Here is an 18,608-nt window from a genome sequence, read left to right on the forward strand (position 1 = left end):
CACGGAGCCTACCGGGTGACCCCGTGGCCACGGGGTTTCGAATTCTCCGGGAAGATCCGCAAAACTATGTCCGAGATATCGTGCCGGCGACACCGTCGCGTGCCGCGGCGATGTCTCTCGTCCGGTCACCGACCGGACGAGCCCGATGAGCTATTTTGCACCGCCGAAGAACAGCGCGACGCGCCACTGGTGGTGGGGAGGACTCGGTGGTGAGGTCGACGAGATCCGCTTCGACGCGTCGTTCGGGGCTACGCGCCGTGGCGATGGTGGTGCTGCTCACACTGACCTCGTGCGCCCTGTTTCCCGGCGAGCGCACCGCCACCGAAGCGCCGCCGGTGGTCGTCGACACCGTGGGAGCCTGGCGGCCGAACCTCACGGTGTCCGTTCCCGACTCGCTGGCCGCGGACTTCACCCAGTTGCAACCGCGGCTGGGCGGACAGGTCGGGATGGCCATCATGCCCGTGGGCGGTGGCCGGATGACCGTCTTCGGCGACTGGGTCAGCGGCATCGCGTGGTCCACCATGAAGGTGCCGCTCGCGATCGCCGCGCTGCGTCACGATTCCCAGGAGGAGATCCGCCACGAGGTGGAGGCCGCCATCACCTGGTCGGACAACGACGCCGCCGAGGCGCTGTGGCAGTCGCTCGGCGACGGGCTGGAAGCGGCCAAGGCGGTCCAGGACGTGATCGATGAGGCGGGCGACGCCACGACCGGTGTGGCGGGCCCGCGCACCACACTGGACTACACCTCCTTCGGCGGCACCGAATGGACATTGGCCAATCAGGTCCGCTTCGCCTCCCAGCTGCCGTGCCTGCCCGAATCGTTCCACGTCACCGAGCTGATGACGGAGATCACACCCGAACAGGCGTGGGGTCTGGGCGTGCTCGAGGGCACCGCTTTCAAGGGCGGCTGGGGCCCGGACGACGAGACCGGCGTCTACACCGTCCGCCAGTTCGGGCTGGTGCCGGTCCGGTCCGGCATGATCGCCGTGGCGCTCGCGGCGCAGGCCGATTCCGGTACCTTCGAGGACTCCACCGCCATCCTGAGCCGGATGGCGCAGCTGCTCGGGCGTCATCTGGACGAACTGCGCGGCGGCTCCTGCGCGCCGCTGTGAGCCGGATCAGCCCGGCGTGACCAGGCCGGTCTCGTAGGCCAAGACCACCGCCTGGGCTCGATCGCGCAGATTGAGCTTGGAGAAGACCTTGGAGACATGGGTTTTCACGGTCTGTTCGGCCACGAAGAGGCTTTCGGCGATCTCGCTGTTCGACATGCCTTTCGCGATCAGTTCGAGCACTTCCCGCTCGCGGGGAGTCAGCGCGGACAGCTGCGGCGCCGGCTTGGCGCGGGCGGCGCTGCGGCGGCGGGTGACGTCGGCGATGAGCCTGCGCGTGACCGTCGGCGCGAGCAGCGCCTGACCGTCTGCGACCACCCGCACCGCGCGCACCAATTCCTCGGCGGGCGCGTCCTTGAGCAGGAAACCGCTGGCGCCGAGGCTCAGCGCCTCGTAGACGTAGTCGTCGATGTCGAAGGTGGTGAGCATCAGCACGCGGACCGGCGGGTCGAACCCGGCGGCCAGGATGGCGCGGGCCGCGTCCAGCCCGTTCATCTCCGGCATGCGCACATCCATCAGCACGACATCCGGGCGCAGCCGCTTCGCCTCTGCCACCGCGACTTTTCCGTCCGCCGCGTCGCCCACAACGCTGATATCCGGCTGGGCTGCGAGCAGCGCCCCGAAACCCTGACGGACCATCGCCTGGTCGTCGGCGATCAACACGGTAATTGACACCCGCTCACCATAATTGCCCAGCGCGTGCTCGCGCTGCGCCCGTATCTCCCGCGGCCGCCGTGTGCGGAACCTGCGCCGTCAGGGGTTCGGGACTCGAGGTGCCGGTTCGGCGGGCACGGATGCGGCCGCCCCGACGAGTTCCGCGACGCTGTCGGGCGCGGTGAGCGGGAAGCGCGCGTGGACGTGGAAGCCACCGTCGTCGCGCGGGCCCGCCGTGACCTCGCCGCCGACGGCGAGCGCTCGGGCCTGCATACCCGCGATGCCGTGTCCGCCGTTGCCGACCGGCCGGGCAGGGGTGGCTCCCGGCTCGTTCTCGACGCTGAGCAGCAGATCCGCACCGCGCGCGATGCGCACTTCGACAGGGGAGCCGGGGGCGTGCCGGGACGCGTTGGACAGCGATTCCTGGGCGATGCGGTAGAGGGCGAGGCCGGTGGTCTCCGGGATCGTGTCCAGCGAGCCGTCGACGGTCCACTCGATGCGGACACCGGCCCGCCGCGCGCCCTCGAACAGGCCGATGACATCGGCCGCCTTCGGCTGGGGCGCGTGCTCGGGCAACTGGCCGTCGCTACGCAGGACGCCCAGCATGCCGCGGATCTCGTTGAGCGCTTCGCGCGCCGTGGCGCCGATGGACTCGAACTCGGCACGAGCGGCCGGGGTGACCCCCTCGACCCGGTACGGCGCGGTCTGCGCCTGCACTACCACCAGGGACATGTGATGGGCGACCACGTCGTGCAGGTCGCGAGCGATGCGCGCCTTCTCCTCCAGGATGGCCCGGCGGGCCCGCTCGAGTTCGTTCTCCTCTTCCTGGCGCACCAGCTGTCGACGCGACAGCGCCAGCCAGCGCACGAGCAGCCCGAACAGCACCAGCGCCGCCAGCGCGACCGGCCAGCCCCACGCGGCGCTCGCCAACGCCTCTCCTTCACCGGGCATGGTGGCCGCGAACAGCAGCGCCGTCGCACCCCAGGCCACCGCCACGATCTGTCCCGGCGCGCGCAGCGCCACCGCGAACAGCAGCACCAGCAGGCTCAGCACGTGCACGACCTGGAACGGCAGGTCGTTGTTCGGTTGATGTGGGATAGCCAGCGCAATCACCAGCCCGGAACCCGCCGAGATGGCCCAGCCCAACGCCGGGTTGATCCGCACCAGCAGCACCGGGAACGCGGCCAGCGCCGCGATGAACGGCTGTGCCGCGGCGGGCACCGCGTGGGTCAGATGCAGGGTGGGCCAAGCCACCGTGTACCAGATCAGCGCGAGCAGCACCGTGCCGAGGTCGAACCAGGTCCGCGCGTCCAGCCGTCGCGTCCAGGCGCGATCTTCTCGGTTCATGCCTATGACACTAGGAACTCGCGGCTCGCGGGGGCCTCATACCCACGGGTGATTTCCGGCCCGATACCCCGGTGCCAGACCCGCGCGACGGCTCCCCCGGCGGCACGGCACGGGAAACCTCCCCGGGCGTGAGGCGGTCGCGGGAGACAGGTCCCTAACGTCGTCGCCATGAGGACACCGACCAGCGCCGGGCCCGAGACCCGGTACGCTTCGGCCGCAGGAGCCCGAACCCATTCCGCCCCAACCCTTTCCGTCACAGAACACCCGAGACGCTACGCGGCGCTCACCGCGGCGGCGTTGACCACCGTGGCGGCGACGGTATTCCTCGCACCCGCCCCGCACGCCGCCGCGGCGGCCCCGATCGAGAGCGCACAGGTCGGCGCCGCCGTCGCCGAACTGGCCGCGGGCGGCGCGGGCGTGCTCGGCGCCATCCCGGCGGACTTCGTCGCGTCGTTCGGCTACCGGCCGAGCACGATGGACGGCCTCGTGGTCAATCCGCGCGGCGACTGCTCGTCCCCGGTGACGCTGCCCGCCGAGTTCGATACCGCGTGCAAGGCCCATGACCTCGGCTACGACCTGCTGCGCTACGCCGACCGGCGCGGCGAACCGCTGGGACCGTGGGCGCGGCAGGCCCTCGACGCGACCTTGGACCGGGAGATGCACCGAGCCTGTGCCAACCGCGTCGAGGCGTTCTCCCGCGCCCGCTGCGATGCGATGGCATCGGTCGCGAAGACCGCCGTCGACCTGAACTCGCGGCGGCAGGACTACGGCGCGCCGGTGGTCGAACCCCTGCTCGGCACCGCGCATGCCGGTTCGGCGGCGACCTGGAAGCTGCTCGGCGTGCTCGGCGCCGGAATCGCGGGGCTCACCGCGGTTCTCGTCCTGCGCAATCGGCGGCGCGAGCCCGCACTGGCGGACCGCTTGCCGAACGACGCCTACGCGACAGCGGTGCCACGATGACATCGAGCGTGACGGCCTTCATGAACCGCCGTCCCCGGGTTGCCGTCATCCTGTGGCGAGTGACGCCGCCACGGATCGGTACGACGCTCGGCGTCGGGGCAGGCGCACTGGCGTCCTCGGCCCCGGGACTGCTGCCGCGTACGCCCAGCGCACAAGCCGTGCTGACCGGGCTCCTCGCGGCGCTCGCGCTCGGCGCGGCCGGCGTGCTGCGCATCCTCCTGCGCCGCTGGGATTTCGACATCGACCAACGGCAGGCGTGGGTGCGGTGGCCGCTGCTGATCGCGACGTCGGTATCGGTGGTGGGCGCCGCGGCGAACGCGGGGCACTGGCAGAACCGGCTGCGTGCGGCGATGGGCATACCGCCGATCGGAACGGACTACTGGGTGCGATGGGCGCTCGGGGCGGCGTTGATCATCGGGTTATTCGCCTGCGCCACCCGCTCGGTCGCTTGGGCATGGGGCAAGCTGGGCTGGGCGCGGGGAATCTCGCTGGCCGCCGTCGTGGGGGTCCTGCTGTATGTCGTCGGCGTGCCCGCGATGGTCGGATGGCGGGAATCGGTGTACGCGAAGGCCAATGCCGAACTCGATCCCGCTCTGGTGCGCCCGGTTTCGCACACGGGGTCCGGTAGCTCGGAATCCGCGGTGAGCTGGGCGTCGCTGGGCGCCGAGGGACGGAAGTTCGTCAGCGGCGCATCGGTGCGGGCCGTGCGCGTCTACGTCGGGGTAGCCTCGGCGCCGGACTTGGACAGCCGCGTCGCGCTGGCGATTCGGGAACTGGAACGGTCGGGCGGCTTCACGCGCTCCCACCTGGTGGTCACGGTGCCCACCGGCTCGGGCTGGATCGACGCGAACGCCGTAGCGGGTTTCGATCAGCGCTTCGACGGTGACGTGGCGCTGGTCGGGCTGCAGTACTCCTATGCCCCGAGCTGGGCGACGTTCGTGTTCGGTCGCGACGCGGCGGTGACGGCCGCACGCACGCTGTTCACCGCCGTGGAAGACCACGTTCGAGGGCTGCCGCACAAGCCGAAGCTGTACCTGTACGGGCAGAGCCTGGGCGCTCTCGGCGGCAATGCCGTCTTTTCCGACGACGCCGAGCTGGACCGCCGGACCTGCGCGGCCCTCTGGGCCGGTCCGCCCGCCAACCAGGTCCACCGCGGCGGCGCGACGGTGCTGGCCAACAGCTCCGACCCGGTGATCCACTGGTCGCTCTCCCAGCTGTGGCGCGCGCCCGACCTGGCCGGGACCCGCGTCGACGCTCCGGTCCCCCAATGGCTTCCGGTGGTCAGCTTCGCGCAGACCACCGCCGACCTGCTCGCCGCATTGAACGCTCCGCCGGGCCACGGCCACCGTTACGGCACGGACCAGGGCACCGCCATGGGTTCCTGCTGAGCCGTTCGGCGCGTCGCCCGCGCGGAGCCGTCATAGAACATGTTCTAATTTCCGCATGGCCTTCGTCATCGACCTCACCGCCGACATCGACGCTCCCGCCGAACTGGTGTGGCAGGTGATCACCGACTTCCCGCGCTACGGCGAGTGGAATCCGTTCGTCACGGAGTGCAGCAGTTCGCTGGTGCCCGGCGAGCCGATCGACATGCTCGTGCGCCTCTCCGGTTCGCGCCCGCGCAAGCAGCGCGAATGGATTCGCTCGCACACACCCGGCCGCGAACTCAGCTACTCGATGAAGCCGGTCCCCCCTGGCGCCCTGCGCAGCCTGCGCTCGCACACCGTGACGCCGCTCGGGGACGACCGCACCCGCTACGAGTCGCATTTCGAACTCGGCGGATGGCTGCATCCCGTGGTCGTGGCCCTGCTCGGCAAGAATTTGCGGCGCGGCTTCCAAGGCATGACCGACGGCATCCAGAAGCAGGCGGAGTCGCTGCGAGCCTCGTGAGCGAACCGGGCAGCGACGGCAGCCCGCCCGGTCAGGCGCGAAGTAGGCCGGTGCGGCGTCCAGTGCAACCGCTCGATTCCGCGCAGTCCGTGTCACCGGTGCGAGGAACCGAGCGGCTCCGAGAGCAACGTCAGGCGATGGGTCCGCGGGCTGCTTCGTAGGCCGCGCCCACCCGGTAGAGGCGGTCGTCGGCGAGGGCGGGAGCCATGATCTGGAGACCGACGGGCATGCCGTCGTCCTCGCTCAGACCGGACGGGACCGACATGGCGGGGTGGCCGGCCAGATTGGTCGGCAGGGTGCACAGGTCCGACAGGTACATGGCCAGCGGATCGTCGACCTTCTCGCCCAGCTTCCACGGAGTGAACGGGCTCGTCGGCGAGACGAGTACGTCGACCTGCTCGTAGGCGCTGTCGAAATCGCGGGCGATGAGCGTGCGCACCTTGAGGGCCTGGCCGTAGTAGGCGTCGTAGTAGCCCGCCGACAGCGCGTAGGTGCCGATCATGATGCGGCGCTTGACCTCAGGGCCGAACCCGGCCGCACGGGTGGCCGCCATGACCTGCTCGGCGCTGTGCTGCCCGTCGTCGGCGACGCGCAGGCCGTAGCGCATGGCATCGAAGCGCGCGAGGTTGGACGACACCTCCGACGGCATCACCAGGTAGTAGGACGACAGCGCGTATTCGAAGTGCGGGCAGGACACTTCGACCACCTCGGCGCCGAGATCCTTCAGCACCGCCACGGCGGCGTCGAAGGAGGCGAGCACGCCGGGCTGGTAGCTGTCGGAGTGCAGTTCCTTCACCACACCGATTCTGACCCCGCGCAGATCGCCTTGCGCCCCCGCTCGCGCGGCCGCCACAACCGGTGGCACCGGCACGTCCCGTGAGGTGGAATCGCGCGGGTCGTAGCCGGCGATCACCTCGTGCAGCAGTGCGGTGTCCAGCACCGTGCGGCCGCACGGACCGCCCTGATCCAGCGACGACGCGCAGGCGACCAGGCCGAAGCGCGACACCGTGCCGTAGGTGGGCTTGGTGCCGACGGTGGCGGTGACGGCCGCGGGCTGGCGGATCGAGCCGCCGGTGTCGGTGCCGATGGCCAGCGGCGCCTGGTTCGAAGCCAGCGCGGCCGCCGAACCGCCGCCCGAGCCGCCCGGGATGCGGGTGACGTCCCACGGGTTGCGGGTCGGGCCGTAGGCGGAGTTCTCGGTGGAGGAGCCCATGGCGAACTCGTCCATGTTGGTCTTGCCGAGGATCGGGATGCCCGCTTCGCGCAGCCGCCTGGTGACCGTCGCGTCGTAGGGCGACACCCAGCCTTCGAGGATCTTCGACGCGCAGGTGGTCGGCATGTCCGTGGTGGTGAAAACGTCTTTGAGCGCCAACGGAACTCCGGCCAGCGGCGAGGCGGGCTCTGCGCCCGAGCCGATCGCGGCGTCCACCGCGGCCGCGGCCTCGAGCGCCCGCTCTCCCGCGACGTGCAGGAAGGCGTGGTACTCGCCGTCGACCTCGGCGATGCGATCCAGGTGCGCCTGGGTGACCTCCACCGAGGACAGTTCGCGGCCGTGGATCTTGTCGGCCAGCTCGGCCGCCGACAGCGTGGTCAGGTCCGGCCCGGCCGTCGCGCTCATTCGGCTTCTCCCAGGATCTGCGGGACCATGAACCGCTGTTCGTCCACCGCGGGGGCCGCGGCCAGCGCCTCACGCGGGGTCAGGCCCGGCACCACCTCGTCGGGCCGGGTCACATTGGTCGCCGGATTCGGCGAGGCCGTGGCCGGGACGTCGGCGGCGGCGACCTCGGAGATGGTCCGCACGTGGCTCAGGATCGAATCCAGCTGTCCGGCGAACTGATCCAGTTCCGCGTCGGACAGCGCGAGCCGGGACAGCCGGGCGAGGTGTGCGACCTCGTCACGGGAGATGGCGGGCACCGCGGGACCCCTTTCGGCTTCGTTATCAACTGTGCTCAACGCACACAGCCTAGCCACCGGCGACCACGTCACCACCCGGCACCCGTGCTTCGTCGGCACGGCGGCGCGACCGTCGCCCAGCGTGTCTCCGGCAACCCCCGCTCAGCCGCGACACGACGTCGCCGGATAGCACGACACGCCGCCGCGGCGCGAATTTGCCGAGTGGCGTACGTCACTGGACGGGCTTCGACTCGATAACCGGCCGTAAGGGGTGTAAGTATTGCGTCACCCGGGTATCCGTTCAGAGCCTCGGCCGCTCTAAGAAAGGAAACGCACGTGTCGTATCTGCTCCGCGTGCAACTTCCGGATCGACCGGGAAGCCTGGGTGCTCTCGCCCTCGCACTCGGCTCCGTCGGAGCCGACATCCTCTCGCTGGATGTGGTCGAGCGCGGCGCGGGGTACGCCGTCGACGACCTGGTCGTCGAGGTCCCCTCCGGCGCACTCCCCGATACTCTCATCACCGCCGCCGAATCGATCGGCGACGTGCACGTGGACTCGATCCGCCCGTATTCCGGCGTGCTCGACACCCACCGCGAACTCGAGCTCATCGATCAGGTGGCCAGCGCCCGCGACGACCGGATGCAGGTGCTGGTGGACGGCGTGCCGCGAGTACTGCGGGTCGGCTGGAGCACGATCATCGACGTCGGGCCGCAGGGAGCCTACCGGGTGGTCGGCAGCCCGAGCGCGCCACAGACACAGGCGGGTTCGGCGCCGTGGATGCCGCTGGAGAAACCCACCGTGCTCGATCCCGAAGCCGACTGGGTGCCGGAGATCTGGCGCGACATGGATACCAAACTGGCCGCCGCTCCGCTCGGCAACTCCGGGAAGGTGCTGCTGCTCGGCCGCCCGGGCGGCCCCGACTTCCGGCCCTCCGAGGTGGCCCGGCTCGGTTATCTCTCGGGAATCGTCGCCACCGTTCTCGGCTGATCCCAGCCTCGCGGCCGCACTCAATCGGCCTGAATCGCTCCCGCCGAGTCCACCGGCAGCCGTAGGACGTGCAGCGGGTCACCCACAGTGGTGTGCCAGTCCCGGCTCGGGACAGGGCGGAAGCCGAAGCGGTCGTAGATCCGACGGGCGTGGGCCATGGCGGGCATGGTCGTCAACGCGACGGCGGCGAAGCCTTCCGCTCGGGCCATATCGATCACACTGCGCACCAACGCGGTTCCGGCCCCGAGGCCGCGTGCCGATCGCGCGACCGCGAGCATCCTGAACTCCAACTCGTCCGGCAGCGCGGTCTCCGCATAAGGCGTGCCGGGACGCGCGACGGTGAGCGAGCCGACGACTCGATCGGCATGGACGGCGACGAGGACCCGGGCGGAGGTCGCGCGCCGGGCGGTATCGGCCAGTTCGTGCACGTACGGGCTGTCCGGCCGCACGTACCCTTCGCCGACGTAGACCTCCACGGTCAGCTCGCCTACCGCCTCGTAATCCTGCGGCCGCGCCGTGCGGACGACGACCTCGGTGTCACATACATCCATATCCGGCATGATGCCATCGGCCGTGGCGTCCTCAGCCGGGCCGGGAGATCTGCCAGCGGTCGGGCTTGCCCGCCGGATAGACGACGGTGAGCAGATCGCCGGTCGCCGGCCAGGACTTCGTGTCCCAGACGAAGCGGCCGTACACGACCTTGCCGGGGACCGAAGGACCGGTCAGCTTCCCCGTGATGGTCACGTACTGCTCACCGGGAGAGTCCGGCTGCGGGCTCACGCCGGTGATGTACAGCGTCCCCTCCTCCGGGTTCGCCGGCTGATAGCCCCGCCTGCCGCGGATCACGAAGACGATCAGCGAGACCAGCACCGCGGTCAGGATCAGCAGCGAGGCGAACTCCAGCATGCCCCCATGCTAGGTGCGCCTCATACGGGCGCGAGCTCGCTGGTGCCCTGATCGGTGCGCCGCACCTGCCAGACCGAGGAGCGGGTGCGTTGCGAACGTCCGTTGCCCCGATCGATCAGCATCCGGTTGTCGGTGGTGAAAATCAATTGCGCGCCACGGGCATTCGTCTCCGGATTCTGGAACAGCTGGATCAACCGGTCGGTCTCCTCGGCGGGCAGGCGCGCGCCGATGTCGTCGACCGCGAGGACGCGGCCCGCGTCCAGCGCGTCGAGCATGGCGGGCAGGACCCGCAGCAACGAGAGGGTGGCGCTGGACTCGTCGCCGATCTCGAACGGGTTGTCGATGCCGTCGTGCACCAAGCGCAGGCCCACGCCGCGCCGGGCCACCATCCGCGCGTACAGGGCGTCACGCGCCGCCTTCAGGTTGGTCAGCTCCCGCTCGAGCAGCACGACGGTGAGGCCGCTCTCGCGCAGCAACTGGTCGCCGTAGCCCGGCGAGGTGGCGCACAGGTCGATCTGCTTGCCGAGGCCGGCGATGTCGGCGTCCAGTTCGCGCAGGTAGTCGGCGTACATCGGGTCGTGCTCGGCGAGCAGCAGGTCGGTGATGCCCAGCTCGGCCGTGCGCAACAACATCAGCAGCCGGGCCGCGTTGTCCGGTGACCGGGAGATGTGGCTGCCCACCCGGTGGGCGATGGCGTCGGGTTCGACCGGACCGCGCTGCACCTCGAGCATGGACTCGAACCATCGATACGCGGGCACGAGCGCGTCGGAGTACATCTGGCCCGCGAGGCCGAGCAGCAGGGCGTTCGGACGCACCAGCGGAGCCAGCGCGGTGATCCCGTAGCGCGCTGCCTCGAACATCGGGCCGACCTTGATCTGTTCCCCGCTGCGCTCGAACACGATTCGCTTGCGCGAGCGCGGGTGGGTGTGCAGCCATTCGGCGGTCACGTCGGCGTTGTCCAACCGGAACCCGTAGGTGTAGGGCACGCCCTCGGCGACGAACGCCGCCACGAATTCCGAAGGGCGCTCCGGAAATCCGAGATGCGGCGCCCGCACCGGACCCGCGTACGGGTCCCACCCGGTCACCGAATGCAGCACCGCGTCGCGCATGTGCCCGAGCGCATCGATCAGGTTCGTCTTGCCCGCCGCGGCGCCGCCGTGAACGGCGGTCACCGGCACGGCCACCGGCCCGCTTCCCTTGGTGAGCCGCAACTCCTGCTCGTCGGCCAGCGATCTGTGGTTGGTCACCTGAAAACTGCGCAGCATGCCGCCATACTTCCGTCTGCGCCGCGGTGGGGCGACATCAGCCCGGTGACACCCGCGATCCGCGCCGAGCGCGCACGCCGTTTCCTACCGGCTCGCCCGCAGCAGTGGATGCCGCTGATAAGTGGTGGTCACGGAGGTGATCGGCGGGTCGAGGGCGGCGTCGGTGCGATGCGCGACGGCGCGCACATAACCGAGATACCTGCCCTCGTCCTGTTCGAGCGCGCGGATCTCGACCGTGTTCTCCGGCGCAACCGCGTACTGCCAGTCCAGCCAGCGCAGCCAGCCTTCGGACATGGTGTCGGCGGTGTCGACGTCGAGGACGCCGCTGCGCCGCCAGTGCCGCTGCCACCAGGACGCCGAATGCAGGCAAGCCATGCTCGGCTCCCACCAGGGCCGCAGATGATCGGGAAGCGGTCCGTCGATCTCACGCGTCAGACCCGCGCCCGCGATCGCGATCGCCCCGCCGGGCCGGACGTAGGCGGCCAGATAATTGGCATAGAGGTCGTCGGTGCCGTAGTAGACGAACGAATCGATGCTCACTATGGCGTCGAAGAACTCCCCGGCGAACGGTAAGGCACGCGCGTCGGCGCGGATCGCGAACACGTCGTCCGATACGCCCGCGTCGCGGAAGCGGGCCGCGCGTTCGTCGGGGCCGAACCACAGATCCGCCGCCCACACTTGAACGCCGAACTCCCGGTGCAGAAACACCGATGACGCGCCTCGCCCGCATCCGAGATCCAGCACCCGCATGCCGGGCCGGAGGTCGAGGGCTTCTGTCAGCCATTCGGTGAGCCACAGGGGGTTGGCTCCACCGCTGACGCCCGACCGCACCCAGTCCGGGTGATAGGCGTTCGAGCGCGGGAAATTGTCGTTGAGCACGTTTGATGTCCTTAGTGGTTGAGGCCGTTCCGGCGTGGTCGACACTCGGCTCGACAGTCCGGCAGCGGCGAGTCGCGGTGCCTGCCGAGGTGGCAACGTACCGCGCGGATGCGCACGCTACGTTCAAAAGCCGACCGCCGAGAGCGCCAGGACCACGACCGAGAACAGAAGGAATACGACCGGCGCGGCGATATCGCGCTGCCGCATGCGCAGATGCATCCCGATCGCCGCACAGAAGTAGACGACCAGCCCGATGGCGGCGGCTACCGCCAGTGGCCGCCACCAGAGCCCGAAGGCCAACCCGAAGGCCGCGGCGAGCTCGACCACCCCCAGCATCCACATCCGCCGCACCGGAAAGCCGACCGCGGCGACGATGCCGACGAGCTTCGGCTGACGCGCGAGGGTCGCCACCCCGGAACCGGCCACGGCGCACGCCGGCACACCCGCGACAAGCGCTGTCACCACGTTCATTTCAGCTCCTGAGTCTGTCGAGCACGGCTACCGGCGGCGGCCAGCACCGCCACGCCGAGAGCGAAGGGAACCAGCGTCGCCATGAACGGGATGCTGGTGACGAACGCGACGGTCGCGGGAACCTCGTCGACCGACCGCGGCATGACGACGGCGAGCACGGCACCGGCCGACAAGGTGGCCGCCAGCCCGTAGCCGATGCGAGTGAGGACCACTCCCGCGTGCCGAACCACCGATGATTCCATTGCCATCACCCGTGCCAGAGCCGCTGCCGCCAGGTACGCGGTGAGGATGTATCCGATCTGCACCAGATCCAGCCAGACCAACATGTAACCGATGAAGTCCGCGGGGCCTTCCAGGCCGCGCAGGTATCGCGCGGCCATCCAGTGTGTTTCCTCGACCATGAGTTGCTGCTGGTCTGCGCCCGTGAGCACGATCGCGAAGCGAGCCAGGAGGTTCATGCAGAACCCGCAGGTGCCGATCGCCAGTAGCACCACCGCGGGCACCGCCGTGTGTATCGAAGCAGAGCGCCGATGCCGCAGCAGCAGTCCGGCAGCGCCGGTCAGCAGCGCCACGGACATGACGAGCAGCGCGGCGGTGTTCACCATCATCGACGAGGTGTGGCGGGCCGTGGGACCGCCGGTGAACCCGCAGACAGCGAACAAGCCGATCCCTGCCAGCACGAACGTCGTCGCGGCACACTCCGCGGCCGGTGCGAGGCGCCGCACGAGCACCACCGCGCCCAGCACATAGATCGCGTCCGAGAGCACGAACACCGGTGTGGTCACCAAGTGCTCGGAGTGGGCCATGACGAGGACGAGCCCCGTCGGCCAGAGGGCGAGCAGACCGTAGCCGGCTCTTCGTACGGACGGGTCCATCCCTTTGTCTCCATTTCATCGAACAGTATGTCTTGTCAAATAGTGAGCTTTAGTCGGACAGACTGTCAACTGAAATATGGAAGGATGAAACGCATGAGCAAGCGCAAGTACGACCAAGTCGCGCGGGCCGAGGGCGCCGAACAGACCCGGCGAAACATCCTCGACGCCGTGGCGCAGCGGTTGCGCGAGGCCCCGACAGAGCAGCTGAGCCTCGACAAGGTGGCGAGGATCGCAGGTGTGTCCCGCTCGACGATCTATGTCGATTTCGGCTCTCGCGCAGGACTTTTCGACGCATTCGTCTCCGACCTGTCCGAGCGGACGGGCATCCGGGAGCTGACCGCCGCCGTCGGTTCCGACGATCCCCGCACTCATCTGCGCGCGGCCATCGCCGCGGCCGGCCGCATGAAGGCGCGCGATCTCGAGATCTATCGAGTCCTGCACGCGATGGACCGGCTGGATCCGACCTCGGCCGCGGAGGCGGTGCGCCGCATGGAAGAAGACCGACGAGGCGGCGTCGCCCATCTGGCCAACCGCCTCGCCGCGGCGGGCGTCCTCCGCGAGGACGTCTCGGTCGAATGGGCCACCGACATCCTGTGGGCGCTGACCAGCTTCGAAAGCCTCGACCTGCTGATCACCGGACGCGGACTCGACGTCGAGGACGCCGTGGAACGCCTCACCACCACCGCGGAGCGCGCTCTGTGCACGTCGGCGGGGGCAGTCGCGATCGCCTACCGCTGGACGCGCAGCGAGTTCCTGCGCGCGTGGGAGGCGGGCGCGTTCGACCATCGCGTCGAACTCGTCGAGGGGGAGGTATGGCCGGTGGTAATCGGGGACTGGCACGGGTTCACAGTGGGCCGGATCGTCGGTCGGCTCCCGCATGCCGGCGTGGAAGTGACCACGGCGACGCTGCCCACCGGTGACTCCCTGCCCGATCCCGACTGCTGGGCACTTCGGTCGGACGCCGAACCGGTCGACATGATCGGCACGAAGTTGTCCGTCTGGGCAGCTTCCGACGTACTGCTCGTCGTCGAAGTCTCCGACGAAACGGTGCTACAGGATCTCAATCGCAAAGCAGATCTCTACAGCCGCGCTGGGTATCCGGTCTATTGGGTCGTCACCAAAGACGTGATTTACGAACACACCGAGCCGACTGCCCAGGGCTATCGCTCCCGGACCAGGTACCGGTCCGGCGACCACATTCCCGTGGGCTACGCGGACGCCGAACTCGCCGTGGACGACTTGCTGTACCCGCACGGGTCGAGGTCGGTCGTCGGGACAACTCCGGTGATAGCGGGTTAGCATGCCTGCACGCCGCGGTCGTTTCCACGGCGTACTGCCGGAATGTTCGATGGGATGAGGGTATCGATGGGGCCGACGATTCGTCGTCTTGTGGTTGGCAGCTCGGTCGTCGCCGCGCTGGCGCTGGGCACGCTGGTCGTGGCGCCGGAAGCGGTGGCGGACGCGCCGTGTCCGGAGGGCACCGCACGCGTGTTCCTGGCCGACAGCACGAACACCTGCCAGGGCGCAGGGACGGTCAGTTACGACCCGCCCGGCGTGGTGTCGAAGGTGTGCTCGACGCCGAGCGCGGACGTGTCCGCCGAGGCGACGTTCAAGAACCGCCGCGGCAAGCTGACGACGCAGAAACTCGAACTGAGTTCCGGGCGTTGCGGGCGGTTCGACATCGCGGGTCAACTGGGCGCCACAGTTACGGTCAACTGAGTCGGCGGCCCGAACACCGGAGCGCTGTCGCCGGACTCGTGCCACCGATAGCCGGTCTCCACGGCTGCTGTACGGGCCCAGCACCAGACGCTCGGCGAACGGTTCTGCCCCGCTGAGCATTCCGCGCTGCGATCAGAGCGACGCGAGGGAGCGCCGGGGCTCGATGGCGGCCGCCCGTTTCAACCGATCAGCACGACGCGCTGTGCCGACCACTCGCATCCCGGTCCGATCGGCGCCCGAGCGAGCGCGGAGCCGCATCGGCTGACGCGCCGGTCACTCCTCGGCTTCGGCGTCCTCCGCGACCGTCTCCGGCGCGACTGCTTCGGGCCCGCTGGCCAGCAGCCGCCGGAATCCCTCCTCGTCGAGAATCGGTACCCCGAGTTCGTCGGCTTTGGCGGCCTTGGATCCCGGCGCGTCCCCGACCACCACGAACGCGGTCTTCTTCGAGACCGAACTCGCGGCCTTGCCGCCACGCGCCAGGATCGCCTCCTTGGCGCCGTCGCGGGTGAAGGTTTGCAGCGAACCGGTCACCACGATGGACAGGCCCTCGAGGTTGCGCTCGATGGATTCGTCGCGTTCGTCCTCCATCCGCACACCGGCGGCCCGCCACTTCGCCACCACGGCCCGATGCCAGTCGACGGTGAACCACTCCGCCACCGCGGCGGCGATGGTCGGGCCCACGCCGTCGGCGGCGGCCAGTTCCTCCACCGACGCCTGCTCGATGCGGTCCAGGCTGCCGAATTCGGCGGCCAGCGCCCGAGCCGCGGTGGGGCCGACGTGCCGGATGGACAAGCCGACGAGCACCCGCCACAGCGGACGGTCCTTGACGGCGGCCAGATTCTCGAGCAGCCGCTTGCCGTTGGCGGACAGGCTGCCGTTCTTGTTGGCGTACAACGAGGTGGTGAGCAGCGCCGCCTCGTCCAGGTCGAACAGATCACCCTCGTCGGTGATGACGCCGGACTTCAGCAGATCGATCGCGCCTTCGTACCCGAGGGCCTCGATGTCGAAGGCGCCGCGGCCGGCCACGTGGTAGACGCGCTCACGCAACTGCGCCGGGCAGAACTGCTGATTCGGGCAGCGGATATCCGCATCGCCTTCCTTCTCCGGACGTAATTCGGTGCCGCACTCGGGGCAGTGCGTCGGCATGACGAATTCGCGCGCGTCCTCGGGGCGGGCGTCCACCACCGGGCCCAGCACCTCGGGGATGACGTCGCCGGCCTTGCGGATGGTGACCGTGTCGCCGATCAGCACGCCCTTGCGCTTGACCTCGGAGGCGTTGTGCAGAGTGGCCATCGCGACCGTGGATCCCGCGACGGACACCGGCTCCATCACCGCGAACGGCGTCACGCGGCCGGTGCGGCCGACGTTCACCTGGATGTTCAGCAGCTTGGTTGTCGCTTCCTCGGGCGGATACTTGTAGGCGATCGCCCAGCGGGGAGCGCGCGAGGTGGATCCGAGGCGGCGCTGCAGCGCGGTCTCGTCCACCTTGATCACCTGGCCGTCGATCTCGTGCTCGATGTCGTGCCGGTGCTCGCCCCAGTAGGTCACCCGTTCGATCACCGCGTCGATGCCCTGCACCCGCCTGCTGTGCTCGGACACCGGCAGGCCCCACGCGGCGAGTGCGCGGTACGCCTCGTACTGCGAGGTCGGTGTGTAGCCCTCCATGCGACCGAAGCCGTGGCAGATCATGCGCAGCCTGCGCCGCGCGGTGACCGACGGGTCCTTCTGACGCAGCGAACCAGCCGCGGTGTTGCGCGGGTTGGCGTAGGGCGGCTTGCCCTCGGCCACGATGGCGGCGTTGAGCGTCTCGAAGTCCTCCAGCCGGAAGTACACCTCGCCGCGGACCTCCAGCAGGGCGGGGATGGGGAACTCGTCGCTGGGGGTCAGCTCGCCGGGGATGTCGTCGATGGTGCGCGCGTTGAGCGTCACGTCCTCGCCGGTGCGTCCGTCACCGCGGGTGGCGCCACGGACCAGCCGCCCGTTCTGGTAGACCAGGTTCAGGGCGACGCCGTCGATCTTCACCTCACACAGGTAATGCAGGTCCGGCCCGGTCTCCGCCTCCACCCGGGCGGCCCAGGCGCGTAGCTCGTCGACGTCGAACACATTGTCCAGCGACAGCATCCGCTCGAGGTGGTCGACCGCGGTGAAATCGGTCGCGAAACCGCCGCCGACGAGTTGGGTCGGCGAATCCGGCGTGCGCAGGTCCGGATGTTCGTCCTCCATGGCCTGCAACCGTCGCAACAGCGTGTCGAACTCGCCGTCGGAGATGATCGGCGCATCCCGGACGTAGTAGCGGAACTGATGCTCACGCACCTCGTCCGCGAGTCGCTGCCACTCAACCCGCTGCTCTGCCGTCGCCGGGGCCGCCGCGCTGTCGCTGTCACTCACGCATCGCACATTAGCGGAGGCCACCGACAGCGCATCGGGATGTTCGCGCACGTCGCCGCCCCCGACCGTACAGATTCCGACCGGTCCGTTTCCCTGTTTGAGGCAAGGTGGACCGCCCGGCACCGCCACGATGCGATTCCCATCGGCGAACGTCAGGAGAACGAAAGCTCTTCCGGCTCCTCGGCATACGCGCGCGCGATCTCCGTGGCCAAGCGCAATGCCCGTCGACTCCACTCCAGCGAGACACCCCCCAGACCGCATGCCGGACTGACCGCAACCCGTCGCGCCAGCGTCCGGCGGCTGAAGCCGAGCCGATCGATCAGCCGCACTCCCGGCTCGGCGAACGTTCGCCAGGTGACCGCTGCGGCCGGTACCTCGGTCGGGACGAGACCGAGCACCAGTTGTTTGCCCGCCTCCAGGGCCTCGCCCACCTCGTCGAGTTGCCCGGTGCCGATGGTGCTCAGATCGAAGCCGATTCCCGCGGTGGCACTGCGGCGCAGCAGGCCGAGCGCGGGCGGCTCGGCGCAGCTGTGCACCAGGACCGGCGCGGACTGGGCGGCGATCACCGTGTCCAGCACGGCCAGCGCTTCGGGCTCGGGCAAGGCGCGCACGGTGTTCAGCACGCTCACGCCGCCAAGCGAGCCGTTCAGGACCGCGGTCAGCGACGGTTCGTCCAGTTGCAGGACGACTTGCGCGCCGAGCCGCTTGCGCACCTCGGCGACGTGCTGCGCCAGTCCCTCGGCGAGGGATTCCGACAGGTCGCGCACCGCACCGGGATCGGTGAGCACGCGATGCCCACCGGGTAGTTCGACTTGCGCGGCCAAGGTCAGCGGGCCCGCCGATTGCACCTTCACCGTCCGTCCGCTGCCGGACGAACCGGCGTTCTCCCATGCTTCCTCGAGCGCGTCCAGATCGGCGCGCAGTAGGTCATGGGCCCGCCGGGACACCGAACCCGGGCGTGGCGCGAGCCGGTAACCCCTCGGCGTGGTGTCGAAGCGCAGGTCGACCAGCAGCGCGGACGCACGGCCGATCGAATCCGCGCCCGCGCCGCGCCCGGGCAGCTCCACCAGATGTGGCAGCTCGCCCAGTTCCCCGACGACAGTCGCGGCGGCCTCGCGGGGATCGGCTCCCGGCCAGGAGCCGACTCCGGTGGCGATGCCGCCCGGAACGCGAACCGGCTCGGTTGCCACATCCGTCCCAGTCTCCTGCGCCACGTCATCCATGCCGGTCTCGTACACCCGTACTCCGTCCGTTCGATTCCGCCA

General features: G+C 69.6%; 19 protein-coding genes. 7 read left to right on the forward strand and 12 right to left on the reverse strand.

Translation table 11 applies throughout. The features are described 5' to 3' along the window. The first annotated feature begins 209 nt into the window (after window positions 1–209). A complete protein-coding gene (locus GVY39_RS03185) occupies window positions 210–1,112 on the forward strand; it encodes a hypothetical protein (protein WP_223512400.1) in 903 nt (300 codons plus the stop codon). A gap of 6 nt (window positions 1,113–1,118) precedes the next feature. Here GVY39_RS03185 and GVY39_RS03190 read toward each other — a convergent pair whose 3' ends face one another. Both GVY39_RS03190 and GVY39_RS03195 read right to left on the reverse strand, forming a co-directional pair. Continuing rightward, a complete protein-coding gene (locus GVY39_RS03190; RefSeq protein WP_159920149.1) occupies window positions 1,119–1,784 on the reverse strand; it encodes a response regulator transcription factor in 666 nt (221 codons plus the stop codon). Window positions 1,785–1,862: 78 nt separating this feature from the next. Beyond that, window positions 1,863–3,110, reverse strand: coding sequence for a sensor histidine kinase (locus GVY39_RS03195; RefSeq protein ID WP_159920151.1), 1,248 nt, complete (start codon window positions 3,108–3,110; stop codon window positions 1,863–1,865). Window positions 3,111–3,278: 168 nt separating this feature from the next. Here GVY39_RS03195 and GVY39_RS03200 point away from each other — a divergent pair, with 168 nt between their 5' ends. The 3 genes from GVY39_RS03200 to GVY39_RS03210 are packed head-to-tail and all read left to right on the forward strand — an operon-like array spanning window position 3,279 to window position 5,960. Continuing rightward, complete coding sequence (locus tag GVY39_RS03200; protein ID WP_201295138.1) at window positions 3,279–4,070, forward strand: hypothetical protein; 792 nt, start codon at window positions 3,279–3,281, stop codon at window positions 4,068–4,070. Then, window positions 4,067–5,458 (forward strand): alpha/beta-hydrolase family protein, encoded by a 1,392-nt coding sequence (locus tag GVY39_RS03205; RefSeq protein ID WP_236565260.1) that lies wholly within the window; start codon window positions 4,067–4,069, stop codon window positions 5,456–5,458. Before GVY39_RS03200 ends, GVY39_RS03205 begins: the two co-directional genes overlap by 4 nt. Before the next feature lie 55 nt (window positions 5,459–5,513). Continuing rightward, window positions 5,514–5,960: an SRPBCC domain-containing protein gene (locus GVY39_RS03210; RefSeq protein ID WP_159920153.1), complete on the forward strand. Its 447-nt coding sequence runs from the start codon at window positions 5,514–5,516 to the stop codon at window positions 5,958–5,960. 130 nt (window positions 5,961–6,090) lie between these two features. Here the strand turns inward: GVY39_RS03210 and gatA are convergent, their stop codons facing one another. Together gatA and gatC are read right to left on the reverse strand one after the other, a co-directional pair. Beyond that, window positions 6,091–7,578, reverse strand: coding sequence for an Asp-tRNA(Asn)/Glu-tRNA(Gln) amidotransferase subunit GatA (gene gatA / locus GVY39_RS03215; RefSeq protein WP_159920155.1), 1,488 nt, complete (start codon window positions 7,576–7,578; stop codon window positions 6,091–6,093). Further along, window positions 7,575–7,874, reverse strand: coding sequence for an Asp-tRNA(Asn)/Glu-tRNA(Gln) amidotransferase subunit GatC (gene gatC / locus GVY39_RS03220; RefSeq protein WP_159920368.1), 300 nt, complete (start codon window positions 7,872–7,874; stop codon window positions 7,575–7,577). Before gatC ends, gatA begins: the two co-directional genes overlap by 4 nt. Window positions 7,875–8,189: 315 nt before the next feature. On the opposite strand from gatC, the gene GVY39_RS03225 reads away from it, so the two are divergent. Then, entirely contained in the window at window positions 8,190–8,840 is a 651-nt protein-coding gene (locus GVY39_RS03225) for an amino acid-binding protein (protein WP_159920157.1), read from the forward strand. A 20-nt stretch (window positions 8,841–8,860) separates the two neighbouring features. Here the strand turns inward: GVY39_RS03225 and GVY39_RS03230 are convergent, their stop codons facing one another. The 6 genes from GVY39_RS03230 to GVY39_RS03255 all read right to left on the reverse strand — a co-directional run bounded on the left by GVY39_RS03230 (window position 8,861) and on the right by GVY39_RS03255 (window position 13,236). Further along, window positions 8,861–9,400, reverse strand: a complete 540-nt coding sequence (locus tag GVY39_RS03230) for a GNAT family N-acetyltransferase (RefSeq protein ID WP_370523761.1) — start codon at window positions 9,398–9,400, stop codon at window positions 8,861–8,863. A gap of 22 nt (window positions 9,401–9,422) precedes the next feature. Further along, window positions 9,423–9,746 carry a hypothetical protein gene (locus GVY39_RS03235; protein WP_159920161.1) on the reverse strand — a complete coding sequence of 108 codons (324 nt, stop codon included), beginning with the start codon at window positions 9,744–9,746 and terminating at the stop codon, window positions 9,423–9,425. 20 nt (window positions 9,747–9,766) lie between these two features. Then, window positions 9,767–11,011 (reverse strand): ATP/GTP-binding protein, encoded by a 1,245-nt coding sequence (locus tag GVY39_RS03240; RefSeq protein ID WP_159920163.1) that lies wholly within the window; start codon window positions 11,009–11,011, stop codon window positions 9,767–9,769. Between the two features lie 84 nt (window positions 11,012–11,095). After that, window positions 11,096–11,890 (reverse strand): cyclopropane-fatty-acyl-phospholipid synthase family protein, encoded by a 795-nt coding sequence (locus GVY39_RS03245; RefSeq protein WP_159920165.1) that lies wholly within the window; start codon window positions 11,888–11,890, stop codon window positions 11,096–11,098. A gap of 123 nt (window positions 11,891–12,013) precedes the next feature. After that, complete coding sequence (locus tag GVY39_RS03250) at window positions 12,014–12,361, reverse strand: DoxX family protein (protein ID WP_159920167.1); 348 nt, start codon at window positions 12,359–12,361, stop codon at window positions 12,014–12,016. Next, window positions 12,358–13,236 carry a hypothetical protein gene (locus tag GVY39_RS03255; protein WP_159920169.1) on the reverse strand — a complete coding sequence of 293 codons (879 nt, stop codon included), beginning with the start codon at window positions 13,234–13,236 and terminating at the stop codon, window positions 12,358–12,360. Before GVY39_RS03255 ends, GVY39_RS03250 begins: the two co-directional genes overlap by 4 nt. A 93-nt stretch (window positions 13,237–13,329) precedes the next feature. On the opposite strand from GVY39_RS03255, the gene GVY39_RS03260 reads away from it, so the two are divergent. Continuing rightward, window positions 13,330–14,535, forward strand: a complete 1,206-nt coding sequence (locus GVY39_RS03260) for a Uma2 family endonuclease (RefSeq protein WP_159920171.1) — start codon at window positions 13,330–13,332, stop codon at window positions 14,533–14,535. A 90-nt stretch (window positions 14,536–14,625) separates the two neighbouring features. After that, window positions 14,626–14,955, forward strand: a complete 330-nt coding sequence (locus GVY39_RS03265; RefSeq protein WP_236565261.1) for a hypothetical protein — start codon at window positions 14,626–14,628, stop codon at window positions 14,953–14,955. A gap of 273 nt (window positions 14,956–15,228) precedes the next feature. Here GVY39_RS03265 and ligA read toward each other — a convergent pair whose 3' ends face one another. Both ligA and GVY39_RS03275 read right to left on the reverse strand, forming a co-directional pair. Continuing rightward, window positions 15,229–17,343: an NAD-dependent DNA ligase LigA gene (gene ligA, locus GVY39_RS03270; protein ID WP_159920175.1), complete on the reverse strand. Its 2,115-nt coding sequence runs from the start codon at window positions 17,341–17,343 to the stop codon at window positions 15,229–15,231. Between the two features lie 152 nt (window positions 17,344–17,495). Next, window positions 17,496–18,566 (reverse strand): methionine synthase, encoded by a 1,071-nt coding sequence (locus GVY39_RS03275; RefSeq protein ID WP_159920370.1) that lies wholly within the window; start codon window positions 18,564–18,566, stop codon window positions 17,496–17,498. Window positions 18,567–18,608: the final 42 nt, after the last annotated feature.

The organism is Nocardia sp. CY15 (assembly GCF_009829295.1).
Taxonomy (GTDB): domain Bacteria; phylum Actinomycetota; class Actinomycetes; order Mycobacteriales; family Mycobacteriaceae; genus Nocardia; species Nocardia sputi.

Coding starts and splice junctions, on each gene's coding strand:
- GVY39_RS03195 (WP_159920151.1), bottom strand. CDS start 3,110: ATGAACCGAGAAGATCGCGCCTGGACGCGACGGCTGGACGCGCGGACC.
- GVY39_RS03200 (WP_201295138.1), top strand. CDS start 3,279: ATGAGGACACCGACCAGCGCCGGGCCCGAGACCCGGTACGCTTCGGCC.
- GVY39_RS03205 (WP_236565260.1), top strand. CDS start 4,067: ATGACATCGAGCGTGACGGCCTTCATGAACCGCCGTCCCCGGGTTGCC.
- GVY39_RS03210 (WP_159920153.1), top strand. CDS start 5,514: ATGGCCTTCGTCATCGACCTCACCGCCGACATCGACGCTCCCGCCGAA.
- gatA (WP_159920155.1), bottom strand. CDS start 7,578: ATGAGCGCGACGGCCGGGCCGGACCTGACCACGCTGTCGGCGGCCGAG.
- GVY39_RS03230 (WP_370523761.1), bottom strand. CDS start 9,400: ATGCCGGATATGGATGTATGTGACACCGAGGTCGTCGTCCGCACGGCG.
- GVY39_RS03235 (WP_159920161.1), bottom strand. CDS start 9,746: ATGCTGGAGTTCGCCTCGCTGCTGATCCTGACCGCGGTGCTGGTCTCG.
- GVY39_RS03240 (WP_159920163.1), bottom strand. CDS start 11,011: ATGCTGCGCAGTTTTCAGGTGACCAACCACAGATCGCTGGCCGACGAG.
- GVY39_RS03250 (WP_159920167.1), bottom strand. CDS start 12,361: ATGAACGTGGTGACAGCGCTTGTCGCGGGTGTGCCGGCGTGCGCCGTG.
- GVY39_RS03255 (WP_159920169.1), bottom strand. CDS start 13,236: ATGGACCCGTCCGTACGAAGAGCCGGCTACGGTCTGCTCGCCCTCTGG.
- GVY39_RS03260 (WP_159920171.1), top strand. CDS start 13,330: ATGAGCAAGCGCAAGTACGACCAAGTCGCGCGGGCCGAGGGCGCCGAA.
- GVY39_RS03275 (WP_159920370.1), bottom strand. CDS start 18,566: ATGGATGACGTGGCGCAGGAGACTGGGACGGATGTGGCAACCGAGCCG.